General features: G+C 75.3%; 12 protein-coding genes and 1 pseudogene. 7 read left to right on the plus strand and 6 right to left on the minus strand.

Annotation, left to right across the window (positions count from 1 at the left end; genetic code table 11):
• Positions 1-67 precede the first annotated feature (67 nt).
• The 5 genes from ACFYWG_RS29630 to ACFYWG_RS29650 are packed head-to-tail and all read left to right on the plus strand — an operon-like array spanning position 68 to position 4,449.
• Positions 68-1,369, plus strand: coding sequence for an MFS transporter (locus tag ACFYWG_RS29630; protein ID WP_389204204.1), 1,302 nt, complete (start codon positions 68-70; stop codon positions 1,367-1,369).
• On the plus strand, positions 1,366-2,193 hold the full coding sequence (locus ACFYWG_RS29635) for a putative hydro-lyase (RefSeq protein WP_389204205.1): 828 nt from the start codon (positions 1,366-1,368) through the stop codon (positions 2,191-2,193). Before ACFYWG_RS29630 ends, ACFYWG_RS29635 begins: the two co-directional genes overlap by 4 nt.
• 17 nt (positions 2,194-2,210) lie before the next feature.
• The gene (locus ACFYWG_RS29640; protein WP_389204206.1) at positions 2,211-2,969 is read left to right on the plus strand and encodes a LamB/YcsF family protein; all 759 of its coding nucleotides are present in this window, start codon (positions 2,211-2,213) and stop codon (positions 2,967-2,969) included.
• Positions 2,966-3,583, plus strand: a complete 618-nt coding sequence (locus tag ACFYWG_RS29645; protein WP_383504998.1) for an allophanate hydrolase subunit 1 — start codon at positions 2,966-2,968, stop codon at positions 3,581-3,583. Before ACFYWG_RS29640 ends, ACFYWG_RS29645 begins: the two co-directional genes overlap by 4 nt.
• Positions 3,580-4,449, plus strand: coding sequence for a biotin-dependent carboxyltransferase family protein (locus ACFYWG_RS29650; protein ID WP_389204207.1), 870 nt, complete (start codon positions 3,580-3,582; stop codon positions 4,447-4,449). Before ACFYWG_RS29645 ends, ACFYWG_RS29650 begins: the two co-directional genes overlap by 4 nt.
• 54 nt (positions 4,450-4,503) lie before the next feature.
• Here ACFYWG_RS29650 and ACFYWG_RS29655 read toward each other — a convergent pair whose 3' ends face one another.
• The 5 genes from ACFYWG_RS29655 to ACFYWG_RS29675 all read right to left on the minus strand — a co-directional run bounded on the left by ACFYWG_RS29655 (position 4,504) and on the right by ACFYWG_RS29675 (position 10,241).
• A complete protein-coding gene (locus ACFYWG_RS29655; protein WP_389204208.1) occupies positions 4,504-5,430 on the minus strand; it encodes an SGNH/GDSL hydrolase family protein in 927 nt (308 codons plus the stop codon).
• Complete coding sequence (locus ACFYWG_RS29660) at positions 5,427-6,731, minus strand: glycosyltransferase (protein ID WP_389204338.1); 1,305 nt, start codon at positions 6,729-6,731, stop codon at positions 5,427-5,429. Before ACFYWG_RS29660 ends, ACFYWG_RS29655 begins: the two co-directional genes overlap by 4 nt.
• Positions 6,732-6,748: 17 nt before the next feature.
• The gene (locus tag ACFYWG_RS29665) at positions 6,749-7,876 is read right to left on the minus strand and encodes a glycosyltransferase family 4 protein (protein WP_385421707.1); all 1,128 of its coding nucleotides are present in this window, start codon (positions 7,874-7,876) and stop codon (positions 6,749-6,751) included.
• Positions 7,877-8,130: 254 nt separating this feature from the next.
• The gene (locus ACFYWG_RS29670) at positions 8,131-9,549 is read right to left on the minus strand and encodes a HEAT repeat domain-containing protein (protein ID WP_385421710.1); all 1,419 of its coding nucleotides are present in this window, start codon (positions 9,547-9,549) and stop codon (positions 8,131-8,133) included.
• A 299-nt stretch (positions 9,550-9,848) separates the two neighbouring features.
• Complete coding sequence (locus ACFYWG_RS29675; protein WP_376331516.1) at positions 9,849-10,241, minus strand: ankyrin repeat domain-containing protein; 393 nt, start codon at positions 10,239-10,241, stop codon at positions 9,849-9,851.
• A 300-nt stretch (positions 10,242-10,541) separates the two neighbouring features.
• Between ACFYWG_RS29675 and ACFYWG_RS29680 the strand changes: the two genes are divergently transcribed.
• Both ACFYWG_RS29680 and ACFYWG_RS29685 read left to right on the plus strand, forming a co-directional pair.
• Entirely contained in the window at positions 10,542-10,736 is a 195-nt protein-coding gene (locus ACFYWG_RS29680; RefSeq protein ID WP_030843336.1) for a hypothetical protein, read from the plus strand.
• Between the two features lie 52 nt (positions 10,737-10,788).
• Positions 10,789-12,318: pseudogene (locus ACFYWG_RS29685) on the plus strand (hypothetical protein); the annotation flags it as partial.
• A 521-nt stretch (positions 12,319-12,839) separates the two neighbouring features.
• Here the strand turns inward: ACFYWG_RS29685 and ACFYWG_RS29690 are convergent.
• The gene (locus ACFYWG_RS29690) at positions 12,840-14,339 is read right to left on the minus strand and encodes a PLP-dependent aminotransferase family protein (protein ID WP_389204209.1); all 1,500 of its coding nucleotides are present in this window, start codon (positions 14,337-14,339) and stop codon (positions 12,840-12,842) included.
• Positions 14,340-14,387 lie beyond the last annotated feature (48 nt).

A 14,387-nucleotide genomic window follows, 5' to 3' on the forward strand; every position in this document is an offset into this window, starting at 1 on the left:
GGCGCCCACCGCTCCGCACGGCACGGCTCTTCCGAAGCACCCTCCGTCCTCACTCTGCGAGGTGCCCATGAGCACGACCCCTCCACCGCAGGCACTGACCGACGACACCCGCGGCAAGCCCGCCGGACCCGGCTCGGACACCGGGGCCCTGGGCTGGCTGCGCGCCCTGGGCCCGCGTGGCCGCCGCGCCTTCGCCGGCGCCTTCGGCGGCTATGCCCTGGACTCGTACGACTACTTCACGCTGCCCCTGAGCATGGTCGCGCTCGCCGCGTACTTCGGTCTGGACAGCGGCCAGACGGGACTGTTCACGACGGTCACCCTGGTCGTCTCGGCGATCGGCGGCGCCCTCGCGGGAGTTCTGGCCGACCGCGTCGGCCGGGTCAAGGCGCTGATGATCACGGTCATCACCTACGCGGTGTTCACCGTCGCCTGCGGTTTCGCGCCCAACTACGAGACGCTGCTGGTCTTCCGCGCCCTGCAGGGGCTCGGCTTCGGCGGCGAGTGGGCGGTCGGCGCGATCCTGGTCGCCGAGTACGCGAGCGCGAGGCACCGGGGCCGCACGCTGGGCGCGATCCAGAGCTCCTGGGCGGTGGGCTGGGGCCTCGCCGTGATCGTCTACACCGTGGTGTTCTCCGTGGCCGGTGACGACCTGGCCTGGCGGATCATGTTCTGGACCGGGGCGATGCCGGCGCTGCTGGTGATCTGGCTGCGGCGCAGCGTCCACGACGCTCCCGAGGCCGCCGCCGCGCGTGAACGCAGCGCGGAGAAGGGGTCGTTCACGGCCATCTTCAAGCCCGGCCTGCTGCGCGTGACGCTCTTCGCGGGCTTGCTGTCGACCGGAGTGCAGGGCGGCTACTACACGCTGGCAACCTGGGTGCCGACCTACCTCAAGTCCGAACGCGATCTGTCGGTCGTCGGCACCGGCGGCTACCTGACGTTCCTCATCTCCGGGGCCTTCATCGGCTACCTGACCGGCGGTTACCTCACCGACAGGCTGGGCCGGCGGCGCAACATCTGGCTCTTCGCGCTGCTGTCCGCGCTGTGCATCCTGGCCTACGCGAACATTCCGAGCGGCGCCAACACCCTGCTGCTGGTGCTGGGTTTCCCGCTCGGCTTCTGCATGTCCGCGATCTTCAGCGGCTTCGGCTCCTACCTGAGCGAGCTGTACCCGACGGCGGTGCGCGGCACCGGGCAGGGCTTCACGTACAACACCGGGCGCGCGGTGGGCGCGGTGTTCCCTACGACGGTGGGGTTCCTGGCCGACAGCTGGGGTGTGGGCGGCGCGCTGGTCTTCGGCGCGATCGGCTACGGCATCGCGGCGCTCGCCCTGCTGGGGCTGCCCGAGACCCGCGGGAAGGAGCTGACGTGAACCGGACGAGCACCGAGGACCGTCCCCTGCTCCTCGTCGACGGGCACGCGCGCGCGTGGAGCCCGGCGGCCGCCCGGGCCCGCTTCCGGAAGGGACTGACCGGGCCGACGGCCGGCGTCGCCGCGGGCCACACCCAGGCCAACCTGATCTCCGTGCCCGCCGACTGGGCCTACGACATGCTGCTGTTCTGCCAGCGCAATCCCAAGCCCTGCCCCGTCCTGGACGTCACCGACGCCGGCTCGTGGACGACCGTGCTCGCCGAGGGCGCCGATCTGCGCACGGACCTGCCGCGCTACCGGGTGTGGCGGGACGGCGGACTGGTGGACGAACCGACGGACGTGCGCGCCTACTGGCGGGACGACCTGGTGACCTTCCTCATCGGATGCAGCTTCACCTTCGAGTGGGCGCTGGGCGAGGCCGGGGTGCCGATCCGCCACGTCGAGCAGGGCCGCAACGTCCCGATGTACGTGACGAGCCGGCCGTGCCGTCCGGCGGGGCGGCTGCACGGGCCGATGGTGGTGTCGATGCGGCCGGTGCCGCCGCGTCACCTGGCGGCGGCGATCCGGGAGAGCAGCCTGCTGCCGGCGGTGCACGGCGGTCCCGTGCACTGCGGTGACCCCTCGGGGCTCGGCATCGGCGACCTCGGCCGCCCCGACTTCGGGGACCCGGTGAACGCCGAGCCGGACGACATCCCGGTGTTCTGGGCGTGCGGGGTCACCCCGCAGGCGGCGGTGATGGCCTCGCGCCCGCCGTTCGCCCTCACCCACGCCCCGGGGCAGATGTTCCTCACCGACGCCCGTGACGAGCAGTACCGCGTGCTCTGACAGGAGACACTGGAACCATGGCCTGCATCGATCTGAACGCCGATCTGGGCGAGGGCTTCGGCCGCTGGCGGCTCACCGACGACGAAGGGCTGCTGTCCATCGTGACCAGCGCCAACGTGGCGTGCGGCTTCCACGCCGGGGACCCGGCCACGATGCGCCGGGTGTGCGAGCTGGCGGCCGCGCGCGGCGTCCGGATCGGTGCCCAGGTCTCCTACCGGGACCTGGCCGGGTTCGGGCGGCGCGCGATGGACGTGCCGCCCGCCGAGCTGGCCTCGGAGGTGGCCTACCAGATCGGCGCCCTGGAGGTGTTCGCCCGCGCGGCGGGCGCCCGCGTCGCCTACGTGAAGCCGCACGGCGCGCTCTACAACCGGGTCGTGCGCGACGAGGAGCAGGCCGCCGCCGTCGTCGACGGGGTGCTCCTCGCGGACGCCACGCTGCCGGTCCTGGGCCTGCCCGGCTCGCGGCTGCTGGAGCTGGCCGCGAAGGCGGGACTGCCGGCCGTCACCGAGGCGTTCGCCGACCGGGCGTACACCGACGCGGGCACGCTGGTGCCGCGCACCGAGATGGGCGCCGTGGTCAGCGACCCCGAGGCGGTCGTCGGGCGGTCGGTGGAGCTGGCCCGCACCGGCAGTGTCGTCTCCCGCTCGGGCACCCGCATCGAGGTACGCGCGCGTTCCCTGTGCCTGCACGGCGACACACCCGGCGCGGTGGACCTGGCCCAGCGGGTGCGCCGGCGGCTGGAGGAGTCGGGGGTCGACGTGGAGGCCTTCGCATGAACGTGCTGCCCGCCGGCGAGGACGCCCTGCTCGTCGAGGTCTCCTCGGTCGACGAGGCGCAGGCCCTGCACGCCGAGCTGCTGCGCCGCCGCGCCGAGGGTTCGCTCGCGGCCCGCGAGATCGTCCCCGCGGCCCGTACGGTCCTGCTGGACGGCCTGGACTCCCCCGCCCGGCTGGCCGCCGAACTGACCGCCGCCGACCTGCCGTCCGCTCCCCCGCCCGCGCGTGAGGTGGTCCGCATCCCGGTGCGCTACGACGGCCCGGACCTGGCCGACGTCGCCGCGCTGTGGGGCGTGCCGGAGGCGGAGGTCGCCCGGATCCACGCCGGGACGGAGTTCCTGGTCGCCTTCTGCGGCTTCGCCCCCGGCTTCGGCTACCTCACGGGCCTGCCGTCCCGCTACGACGTCCCGCGCCGCGCCACCCCGCGCACGGCCGTCCCCGCCGGGTCCGTGGCGCTGGCAGGGCCGTACACGGGCGTGTATCCGCGCTCCTCGCCGGGCGGCTGGCAGCTGATCGGCACCACGGACGCCGTGCTGTTCGACCACGCGCGCGTACCGGCCGCGCTGCTGTCGCCGGGCACCCGCGTGCGCTTCGTCCCCGAGGCGGGGTCATGACCGACCGGGCGCTCGCCGTCGCCCGGGCCGGGGCCCTCACCACCGTGCAGGACCTGGGCCGGCCCGGTCACGCGCATCTGGGCGTCCCGCGCTCCGGTGCTCTCGACCGGCCCGCGGCGGACCTCGTCAACCGGCTGACCGGCAATCCGTCCGGGGCGGCCGTACTGGAGACGACCCTCGACGGGTGCGCGCTGCGGCCCCGTTCGGACGTCACCGTGGCCGTGGCCGGTGCGCCCTGCCGAGTCACGGTGGACGGCCGGCCCGCGGCCTGGTGCGCGCCGCTGCGCGTGCCCGCCGGCGCGCTGCTGGACATCGGCCCGGCCCTGACCGGCGTACGGACCTACGTGGGTGTCGGCGGGGGCGTCGCGGTCGAGCGGGTGCTCGGCAGCCGCTCGACGGACCTGCTGTCGGGGCTCGGCCCTCCCCCGCTCACCGACGGCACGGTCCTGCCCCTGGGGCGGCCGACGGGTGTCCACGCGCGCGTGGACGTCGCCCCGCAGCCGGCGCCGCCCGCCGAACTGGTCCTGCGGGTGACCCTGGGGCCGCGCGAGGACTGGTTCACGCCGCAGGCACTCGGCACCTTCGTCTCCCGCCCCTACCGGGTCTCCTCCGCGAGCAACCGTATCGGGCTGCGCACCGAGGGCCCCGCCCTGGAGCGGGCCCGGGCCGGGGAACTGCCCAGCGAGGGCATGGTGCTGGGCGCCGTCCAGGTCCCGCCGGACGGCAGGCCGGTGGTGTTCCTGGCCGACCACCCGACCACGGGCGGCTATCCGGTGATCGCCGTGGTCCGCGCGGCCGACCTCCCGTCCGCCGCCCAGGCGACCCCCGGCACACCGGTCCGCTTCCTGGCGGTACGCCGCCGCTGACGCCTGCGGCGCGGGCAGTCCGTGGGCTGCTCCTCGGACGGGACCGGCCGTCCGTCAGGCGGGGCCCGGCCGCTCGGCCGGCGCGAGGGAAGCGAGTGCCGCCGAGACCGCCGCCGAGGCCCGGATGTCGAGCCGGGCACTCGTCCCGCGGGCGCGGTGGCCCAGCTCGTCGGCGGCGAGGACCAGCAGCTGGGGCAGCAGGTCGGCGCATCGGCGGGCCACCCAGCCGGTACCGGCCGTGGCCAGCCACCACAGACGCCCCGGCACCGTCGGGCCCGGCGCCTCGGGCTCGGATGAGGGAGCGGGCCCGGTCGCCAGACCGTGCTCCGCGAGCAGGACGTGGAAGCGCAGGGCCAGTTGCCGGTGTCCGCGCTCCCCCGGATGGAGCCGGTCCGCACTCCACATCGCCCTGTCGGCGATCCACTCGTCCTCGCACGCGTGCACGTGCAGGGCTCCGTACCGCTGCGACAGTGCGTGCACCACCACGTTCACGGCCTGCTGCCGCCGTGCCAGCGGACGGGCCAGGGCCGCCGGCAGGCCGAGCATCCGTCCCGGGTCGGGCAGGCAGGCGGTGAGCACGACGGCCCCCTGCCCGGTGAGCGCCGCGTACACCTGGTCGAGCCGGGCCGCCACGGCCCGGATGTCGAAGCTGTGGCGGAGTGTGTCGTTGACGCCGACGATCACGGACGCCAGGTCGGGACGGCACGCCAGTGCGGTCGGCAACTGCCGTTCCCGCACGTCCCAACTCTGCGCGCCGCTCACCGCGAGGTTGGTGAAGCGGACGGACGGCCCGGCGGCTCCGTCCGCCGTGAGCCCGGCGGCGAGCAGGGCTGCCCAGCCCCGCCACCCGCCTTGCACCGGGTCGCCCACACCTTCGGTGAGCGAGTCGCCCAGGGCCACGAAACTGCGGCGGCCGCTTCCCCGCGCGACGCCCTCACGCCGTGGGCCCGCGATCGGCGTCACGGCCCGCGTCGGTCTCATACCGGCTCCCCCGTCACGAACGGCCGGGAGGCAACGGCCCCCGCCCCGTCCGGCCCGGCGGGTCCGGTGGGCCCGGCGGGCTTGGCAGGTTCGATGAGCCGGGTGAGCCCGGCCGACCCCGCCGGCATCACGCGCGCCGGCACCGGCCGCCGGGCCAGGACGCCCGTGTCGTGCGCCGCCAGGAACGCCTCCACCGACGCGTCCCACCCGAAGCACTCCGCACGCGCGCGTGCGGCCTCCCGAAGGTCCGCTCGGGGCCGGTCCAGCAGCAGGTCCACCGCGTCCGCGAACGCCTCGCCGCGGTCGGCGGCGACCGCCCCGGCGGAGCCGACGACCTCCGGCAGCGCGGAGGAGGCGCTCGCCACCACGGGCGTGCCGCAGGCCATCGACTCCAGGGCGGCGAGCCCGAAGGTCTCGGCGGGCCCGGGGGCCAGGACGAGGTCGGCGGACGCCTGGAGCGCGCCGAGCAGCCCGCGGTCGGCGACGTGGCCGAGGAAGGTGACCGGCAGGGCCCCGGCCCGCGCGCGCTGTTCCAGCCGGGCGCGCAGCGGACCGTCCCCGGCGACCACCAGCACCGCCCGGCGCCCCCGTCGCAGCAGGGCCTCCAGGGCGTCCAGAGCCGTACCGGGCCGCTTCTCGACGGACAGGCGCGAGCACATCAGCAGGAGCGTCTGGTCCGTGCCCGCGTGCCGCGCCCGGACCGCGGGGTCGCGCAGGCCCGGGTGCCGTGCCCGCAGGTCGACGCCCAGGGGGGCCCGGACCACGTTGCGCACCCCGAGGCGTACGAACTCCCGCTCGGCGAACTCGGTCGTGCACACCACGCGGGCGTACGTGTGGGCCGTGCGGATGTTGAGGGCGTCGGCGGCCCGGCGTGCGGCGGGCCCGGGCAGGCCCCAGGTGCGCAGGACGCCGTCGGCGCTCTCGTGGGAGACCATGACGGCCGGGACCCGGGCGCGCCGCGCCCATGTGCCGGTCCAGCGCAGGGTCGTGCGGTCGGACACCTCGAGGCGGTCCGGGGCGAGTTCCTCCAGCAGCCGGGCCACCTGCCGCCTGCCGGTGAGGACCCGGTAGCCCCCGGTGCCGGGCAGGAGCGGCCCGGGGAGGGTGATCACCCGTCCCTGCCCGGTCTCGCGGTCTTCGGCCCGGTCGCCTGGGATCACGAGCACGGGTTCGTGTCCCGCCGCCCGGTACCCCGTGCCGAGTTCACGCAGGGCCGTGCGCAGGCCGCCGGAGGCGGGTGCGACGAAGTTGGCGAGCCGGACGATCCGCAGCGGCCGATCGGCCGTGCCGCTCCGCTTCATGCCGCCGGTGCTGCGCTTCACGCCGCCACCGCCGTCCGGCGCCCTGCGAGCACGTGCGCGTAGTGCCCGATCAGCTGGTCTCCGACGGCCGCCCAGGTGCGGCCCTCGACCGTGGCCCGCCCGGCGGCGCCGAAGGCGGTCCGCAGCCCGGCGTCGGCGGCCAGGGCGCGTACCGCGTCCCGTACGGCGTCGCGGTCGCGCGGCGGCACGAGCAGTCCGGTGCGCTCGTGGGCGACGAGGTCCAGGGGTCCGCCCGCGGCCGGTGCGATCACCGGCAGTCCGCTGGCCATGGCTTCCTGGACCGTCTGGCAGAAGGTCTCGAAGGGACCCGTGTGGGCGAAGACGTCGAACGAGGCGAAGATCCGGGCGAGGTCGTCCCCGGTGCGCCGGCCCAGGAAGACCGCGCCGGGCAGCGCCTCCTCCAGGCGGGAGCGGTCGGGGCCGTCCCCGACGATCACGACGCGCACGCCGTCCAGCCGGCAGGCACCGGCGAGGAGTTCGACGTGCTTCTCGGGGGCGAGGCGGCCGACGTAGCCGACGATCAGCTCGCCGTTCGGGGCGAGTGCGCGCCGCAGGGCCGCGTCGCGGCGGGCGGGCCGGAACCGTTCGGCGTCGACGCCGCGCGGCCACAGCCTGACCCGGGGGACGCCGTGTGCCTCGAGGTCGCGCAGGGCGGCGCCGGACGGGGCCAGGGTCAGGTCGGCTGCGCCGTGCACCGACCGGATGCGCCGCCAGGCGGCTGCCTCGCCGGCCCCCAGGTAGGTGCGGGCGTATCCGGCCAGGTCGGTCTGGTAGACGGCGACGGCGGGGACGCCGAGGCGGGCGGCCGTCGCCATGCCGCGCACGCCGAGGACGAAGGGACTGGCCAGGTGGACGAGGTCGGCGCGGTGCCCGGCCAGGGTGGCCGCGAGCCGTCGGCTGGGCAGGGCGACCCGGACCTGGGGGTAGCCGGGCAGCGGGAGGGAGGGGACGTGGACGACGGGGCACGGCGGGGACGCGTCGGGCGGTGTGCCGGGCGCGGGGGCCGGGGCGACGACGACGGGGGCGTGACCGCGGTCGGCGAGGTGCCGGGCGGTCTGGAGCGCGCAGTGGGCCACGCCGTTCACATCGGGAGGGAAGGACTCGGTGACGATGACGACACGCATACCGCTGTTGTCGCCGCGACGGACGTGGTCACGTCAACGTCGATCTGTCCGGGCGAGGAACGGCCCATGAGCGTTGCGCTGTGCACCCGCGCGGGTCAGCCGTGTCCACGGCCTCCTGACCCGCGGGTCACCGGACGTTCATCCACGCGGCCTGCCGCGGCCGCCGCACGGCCGGAAGGCCCTGCACGGCCGGAAGGCCCTGCGCGGTGGGCAGGCCCTGCACGGCGGGGCGGCCTGCACGGCGGGGAGAGCGCCTACACCGCGGTCCCCTCGGGACCGATCCGGCTGCGTACGGCGGTCTGCACCTCGGCCTCCTCGGCCGGGTCGGCGGCGAGGCGGCGCAGGCGCTCCACGACGCGGGCGTCGCCGGTCTCGGCGTGCCGTGCGGCGAGTTCGCGGGTGGTCTCCTCGCAGTCCCACAGGCACTCGACGGCGAAGCCGGTGCCGAAGGCGGGGTCGGTGGCGGCGAGGGCCCGGGCGGCCCGGCCGCGCAGGTGGGAGGAGGCGGTCTCGCGGTAGACGTGCCGCAGCACGGGGGCGGCGCAGGCGATACCGAGCCGTCCGGCGCCGTCGATGAGGGTCCACAGGGTGGGGGCGTCGGGGCCTTCGCCCCGTACGGCCTCGCGCAGGGCGGTGAGGACGAGGTCCCGGTCCCGGGTCCCGCCCCGGCAGGCGAGGACGCGCCCGGCCGCGGATCCCAGCGCGTCGGGGCGCCGGGCCCAGCCGCGCGCCCGGTCGACGGCGGCGAGCGAGCGCATGCGCTCGAAGGCGTCGACGGCGGCGTCGACGACCAGCGGCGTGCCGGAGGACGCGGCCTTCTCGATCAGGTCGAGGGCGGCGGGGTCGCCTTGGTCGGCGAGGTAGCGCAGGGCTGTGCAGCGGGCCCCGTCGCCGCCGGCCTCGGCCGCGCGGACGATCTCGTCACGGTCCTCGGGACCCGCGACGGCGCTGAGGCAGCGGGCGGCCGGCACATGCAGGGCGGCGCCCCGGTCGATGCCCTGCTGGGCCCAGGCGAAGACCGCCTGCACGCTCCACCCGGGGCGTGGTCCCGTCGGACGCATCTGCCGCTGCCAGCGGTCGAAGCTGCCGGCCTCCTGGGCGGCACGTACGCGTGCGGAGACCGAGGCGCGGGGATCCTCGGCCCACAACCGCCAGGGGCGGGGCTCGAAGGCGTCCCGGACGGTGGCGGCCAGCTCGGCCTCGCCCTCCGGGTCGGTGGAGAAGCGCGCGAGGACGGGTGCGGCGAGGGCGCGCAGGCCCGCGTCGTCGTCCCGCAGGGCCAGCTCGTCGAGCGCCCAGGTCCAGTTGGAGCCGTGGGCGGCGTACCTGCGCAGCAGGTGGAGCGCGTCGCGCCTGCCGTAGGAGGCGAGGTGGCCGAGGACGGCGAGGGCGAGCCCGGTGCGGGACTCCTCGGTGTCCAGGACGTCCTCGGGGTCGAAGAGGTGCGCCTCGATCTCGTCCAGTTCGCCGTTCAGGTCGAGGAAGAGGCGGGCGTAGTAGAGGGAGCGGTTCTCCACCTGCCAGTCGTGGCGGGGGTCGCTCAGCACGCAGTGGTTGAGTGCCGCGAGGGCCTCGGGGCGCGGGGCGGTGAGCGCGTGGAGTGTGCCGTCGCCGCGGCCCCGCTGGAGCAGGCCGAGCAGCGTACCGCTGGGCGCTATGACCGGATCGAACATGGGAAACAGCCTCACATCAAGCGTCGACGCAACCGGGGACGTGTACTACCTGGCCGCGCGACAACACGTCGGAGTGCCCGCCGTTTCCTGCTTGCTGCAGACCATCTTCCTCTGCCTCTCGTCGGTGGCCCTTGCGGGCCGCTCACGGCCCGCGCGGTGCGGCAACACCTGCCCAGCCGTCACGTCCGTGAATCACGTCGTCATGATGACCCGGCACGTTCGTCCGCCGCGACCGAAATTTCGGCGGCCCCGTACCGCCTCCCCCGTTTTCTGTGTCCTTGCAGGTCAGACTGGTCGTCTCACCGCTCGCCGAACAGTTCGAGCAGTTCCGTCCGACCGAACATGCGTGCGGTGTCCACGGCCGAGGGGGTGCCGGCGGAAGGGTCGGCTCCGCCCTCGACGAGAGCCTTCGCCACCTCCGTCTCGCCCTTGAAGGCCGCTCCGGCGAGCGGGGTCTGGCCCCGGTCGTTCACGCGGTCCGCGTCCGCGCCGCGGTCGAGCAGGGCGCGCACGGCGTCGGAGTGGCCGTGGTAGGCGGCGAGCATCACGAGCGAGTCGCCGCGGTCGTTGGTGAGGTTGGCCGGAACGCCCGCGTCGACGTACGCCACGAGCTCATCGGTCCGTCCCCGCCGGGCCAGATCGAAGATCTTGGTCGCCAGCTCCACGACCTCGGGGTCGGGGACTTCGGTCATCGGCCGGACCGCCTCTCCACTACGCGTCATGTCGGGTGCCCGCGCCTGCGCTGTGCCGCAGCCGTACGGGTGAATCGCCAGGGTACTGGCTCGCGCGGCACATGACCCGATGTGCCCGAGGTAAAGATCACCGCGGACGCGGACCGGCGCAACAGGCCGGCTCACCCGCGCCCGCGGACCACTCGGCCGACCGGGGGAAATCGTCCAATTTTCACCCAGTTGCACCTTTTATCGTATGGATACATGCTGTGAGCCTGGAAGTACTCATGGTGACTGTCCCCGCAAACCAGGAGAACTCACATGATCCTCTCGATCTCAGGCGTGGTCCTGCTCGGCATCGTCGTCTTCATCTTCTTCCGCAAGGACGGGCTGAAGGCCTCCCACGCCGTGGTCGCCATGCTCTTCGGCTTCTACCTCGCCAGCACGGCCATCGCGCCGAGCATCAAGGCGGGCGGCGAGAGCCTGGCGAGCCTCCTCGGCGGCATCAAGTTCTGACGACCCCGCTCCCCGTACGCATCCCGCCCGTACGCACCCACTGGAGGCAGTAGTGGCCCGGCGCCCCCTCCCCCGCATTCTGAGCAACGGCAGCGCGCAGCTCGCCCGGAGCCGGGAGCTGGCCCGGACGGCCGCCGACAGCGCCACGGACGTCCTCCATCCGCTGATCACGATCGCGCGCGGTCTGCGCCGGCTGGCCGGGGCCGGCCGGCGCAGGTGGACCCAGACGCCCAAGGAGAGACGGGGAGCGCTGCTGTTCCTCGTCGCCTCGGTCGTCCTGGTCGTGGCCCTGGTGCCGTACGGGCCGCTGCTGGCCGCCATCACCCTGATGGCGGCCGCGGCGTGGCAGGGCAGGGACCGCACGCCGGCGGCACCCGACGGACCCGACGAGTCGCAGACCCAGCGCCTGAAGTCGCTGTACGAGGCGCTGGTGCCGTACTTCTCCACGGCCGAGGACCCCGAGCCGCTGTACGCGCACGGCGGCGCGTGGGACAAGGCCTTCCCCACCTACGCGTTCGACGGCGGCGGCCGGATCTCCCAGCTGGTGGTGCGCTACCCGGCGTACTTCACCGACGGCGAGCCCGAGTCCCGCGCCCGCATCGAGCACCTCCTCGCGGCCAAGTCCGGCCGGGGCCGCGAGTACCACTTCACCTGGGACGAGGAGGGCAACCAGCTCACGCTCGGCGTGCTGCAGCCGCTCCCCGTCGACATCACCGCCCAGCGCTTCGTCACCGCGCCCGGCGAGACCGTCCTCGGTTTCACCGACTCCACGCGGGTGCGGCGCACCCTCCCCCTCGGCTCCGGTGAGCGGCAGCGCGACGTCCCCCCGGTGGTCTGGCGCACCGGACTGCGCTCCACCGAGCCGCATCTGCTCGTCCTCGGCCAGCCGGGCAGCGGCACCTCCACCCTGCTGCGGTCCATCGCCCTGCAGGCGTTGCAGCACGGAGACGTGGTGATCGTGGACGGCGGCGGCACCGGCGAGTACGCCTGCCTGACCGGCCGCGACGGCGTCCTGGCGGTCGAGTCCGGCCTGGCCGGGGCCACGGCGAGCCTGGAGTGGGCCGCGACCGAGACCGAGCGCCGTCTCATCGCCGCCAACCGGGCCCATCAGGCGGGGCACCCGCCGCCGGAGGACACCAGGCGTCCGCTGTGGATCCTGCTCGACCGGCCGACCGCGTTCACCCACCTGGCCGCGGCGGACGACCGCAAGGATCCGCAGACGCTCCTCCAGGTCCCCCTGCGCCACGGCCGTCCGGCGAACGTGACGGTGGTCGTCGCCGACCAGCTCGACGCGCTGGACGCCCTGGCCGAACCGGTCCGCCAGCACACCCGCGCGCGCACGGTCCTCGGCCCGGCGACGGCCGACCGGCTGGAGACGGTTCTGGGCGCACCGCCGCAGTCCACCCCCCTCGACCAGGTGCCACCCGGCCGCGGCTACGCCCGCCTCGGCAACGGCCCGGTCCACCGCCTCCAGGTGCCCGCCACGCCGAACCCCTTCGACGACGCGGCCCCCGAGGCGCACCGCGAGGCGGTCCTCGCCCTTCTGCCGCCCCGTACGACGCCGGCGGACGGGGAGACGGTCCCCGAGCCGGACGGGACGGACGGCGCACCGGAGCCGCTGCCGGCGGACCTGGACGAGCAGCCGGTGGCCGCGCCGGCGGAGCACGCCCCGCACAAGCCGGTCCCGGTGGCCGCACCGGCGGAGGAGCCCGCGACGGCCCCGGCGCAGCTGATGACCAAGGGGCCCGCACCCACTCCCGTCCAGGTGATGGCCAAGGGTCCCCTGCCGACGGCGGTCCACCTGGTCGCCAAGGCGGCCGTCCCGACGGCCGTCACCCCGGGGGCCGGCGGTGCCACGCCGGCGCAGGCCGGGAGCCCCACTGCGGATCCTGCTCCCACTGACGCAGGACGTCCCGCCCCTCCGGCCGGGCACCCCGCCCCGGTCCCGGCCGGGCATCTCGAACCGGCCCCGGCCCACGTCCCCGCCGGCGAGGAGCAGAAGCCGGAGCAGGCGGAACGGCCCTAGCCCGCCCGCCCGCCCCTCGAACGGGAGCGGTTCCTCCCCCGGGAGGAACCGCTCTTCCTCTTACGGGCGGCTCCGTCCTACGCCACGAACGTGCGCGGCGGCTCCGAACCGCCGACCCCGCCCGACTCCACCAGCGCGGCCGCGGCGGCCAGTCGTACCGCCGCTTCCTCCGCGACCGCCCCACCGACGGTGAACGGCAGCCGCACATAGCCCTCGAACGCGCCGTCCACGCCGAAGCGCGGCCCGGAGGGCACCCGCACGCCCACGCGCTCGCCGGCCTCCGCGAGCCTCGATCCCGAGAGCCCGCCGGTGCGCACCCACAGCGTCAGACCGCCCTGCGGGACCTCGAACTCCCACGCGGGCAGCTCCCGGCGCACGGCGGCCACCAGCTCGTCCCGGTTGGACCGGGCCTGCTCGCGCCGGACCTGCACCGCCTGCTCCCAGCCGCCCGTTCCGAAGAGCCAGTTGACCGCCAGCTGCTCCAGGACCGGGGTACCGAGGTCGGCGTAGGCCCGCGCCGCGACCAGGCTGCGGATGACGTCCGGCGCGGCCCGCACCCAGCCGATCCGCATGCCGGCCCAGAACGCCTTGCTCGCCGATCCGACCGTGATCACCGTGGACCCGGCCGGATCGAAGGCGCACACCGGGCGCGGCATCTCCACCTCCGGGTCGAGCCACAGCTCGCTCATCGTCTCGTCGGCGATCAGCACGGTCCCCGCCGACCGGGCCGAGTCGACGAGCCGCCGGCGCTGGTCCTCGCCGGCGAGCGCCCCGGTGGGGTTGTGGAAGTCGGCCACCACGTAGGCGATGCGCGGCGCCGCGTCCCGCAGCACCTGCCGCCAGCGGTCCATGTCCCAGCCGGAGAGCCCCTCGGCCATCGCGACCGGCACCAGCCGGGCCCCCGCCTCGCGCATCAGCTGCAGGATGTTGGCGTAGGAGGGCGACTCCACGGCGATGCGCTCGCCGCGCCCGCCGAACAGGTGGCAGATCGCGTCGATCGCGCCCATGGCGCCGGTGGTCACCATGATCTGCTCGGGCATGGTGGGGATGCCGCGCGCGGTGTAGCGCTCGGCGATCATGGACCGCAGCGCCGGGAGTCCGGCGGGGTAGTCGCCGTGCGTGTGCGCGTAGGGCGGCAGCTCCTCCAGCGCGCCCTGCACGGCGCGGGTGAGCCATGGTTCCGGGGCGGGCAGCGCGGCGCAGCCCAGGTCGATCACCGAGCCGAGGGCCTCCGGCGGCAGCGGTTCCAGCCCTCTGGCGGGCACCGGGTTCCCGGCGGGGACGGCGGTCCAGCTGCCCGCGCCGCGCCGGGACTCCAGGAACCCCTCGCTGCGCAGCGCCTCGTAGGCGGCGGCCACCGTCGTACGGCTGACGGACAGGGCGAGGGCCAGTTCCCGCTCGGCGGGCAGCCGGGCGGCCACCGGGACGCGGCCCTCCAGCACCAGCAGGCGGATGCCGTCGGCGAGGGCCCGGTAGGCCGGGGGGCGGCGGGTGCCGGGCCCCGCGGGGCGGTCCTGCTGGGAGTTGAGCAGCCGGGCGAGCTGTGCCGCCCCCACGGCCGAGGTCCACTGCGCCATCGGAATCAGTCCACCTTCCCCGGATTGGCCCTGGATGGCTCCTCCATC

It is taken from the genome of Streptomyces sp. NPDC003456 (assembly GCF_042878735.1).
GTDB lineage: Bacteria > Actinomycetota > Actinomycetes > Streptomycetales > Streptomycetaceae > Streptomyces.

Coding starts and splice junctions, on each gene's coding strand:
- ACFYWG_RS29640 (WP_389204206.1), top strand. CDS start 2,211: ATGGCCTGCATCGATCTGAACGCCGATCTGGGCGAGGGCTTCGGCCGC.
- ACFYWG_RS29665 (WP_385421707.1), bottom strand. CDS start 7,876: ATGCGTGTCGTCATCGTCACCGAGTCCTTCCCTCCCGATGTGAACGGC.
- ACFYWG_RS29655 (WP_389204208.1), bottom strand. CDS start 5,430: ATGAGACCGACGCGGGCCGTGACGCCGATCGCGGGCCCACGGCGTGAG.
- ACFYWG_RS29650 (WP_389204207.1), top strand. CDS start 3,580: ATGACCGACCGGGCGCTCGCCGTCGCCCGGGCCGGGGCCCTCACCACC.
- ACFYWG_RS29645 (WP_383504998.1), top strand. CDS start 2,966: ATGAACGTGCTGCCCGCCGGCGAGGACGCCCTGCTCGTCGAGGTCTCC.
- ACFYWG_RS29630 (WP_389204204.1), top strand. CDS start 68: ATGAGCACGACCCCTCCACCGCAGGCACTGACCGACGACACCCGCGGC.
- ACFYWG_RS29680 (WP_030843336.1), top strand. CDS start 10,542: ATGATCCTCTCGATCTCAGGCGTGGTCCTGCTCGGCATCGTCGTCTTC.
- ACFYWG_RS29660 (WP_389204338.1), bottom strand. CDS start 6,731: ATGAAGCGGAGCGGCACGGCCGATCGGCCGCTGCGGATCGTCCGGCTC.
- ACFYWG_RS29675 (WP_376331516.1), bottom strand. CDS start 10,241: ATGACCGAAGTCCCCGACCCCGAGGTCGTGGAGCTGGCGACCAAGATC.
- ACFYWG_RS29690 (WP_389204209.1), bottom strand. CDS start 14,339: ATGGCGCAGTGGACCTCGGCCGTGGGGGCGGCACAGCTCGCCCGGCTG.
- ACFYWG_RS29670 (WP_385421710.1), bottom strand. CDS start 9,549: ATGTTCGATCCGGTCATAGCGCCCAGCGGTACGCTGCTCGGCCTGCTC.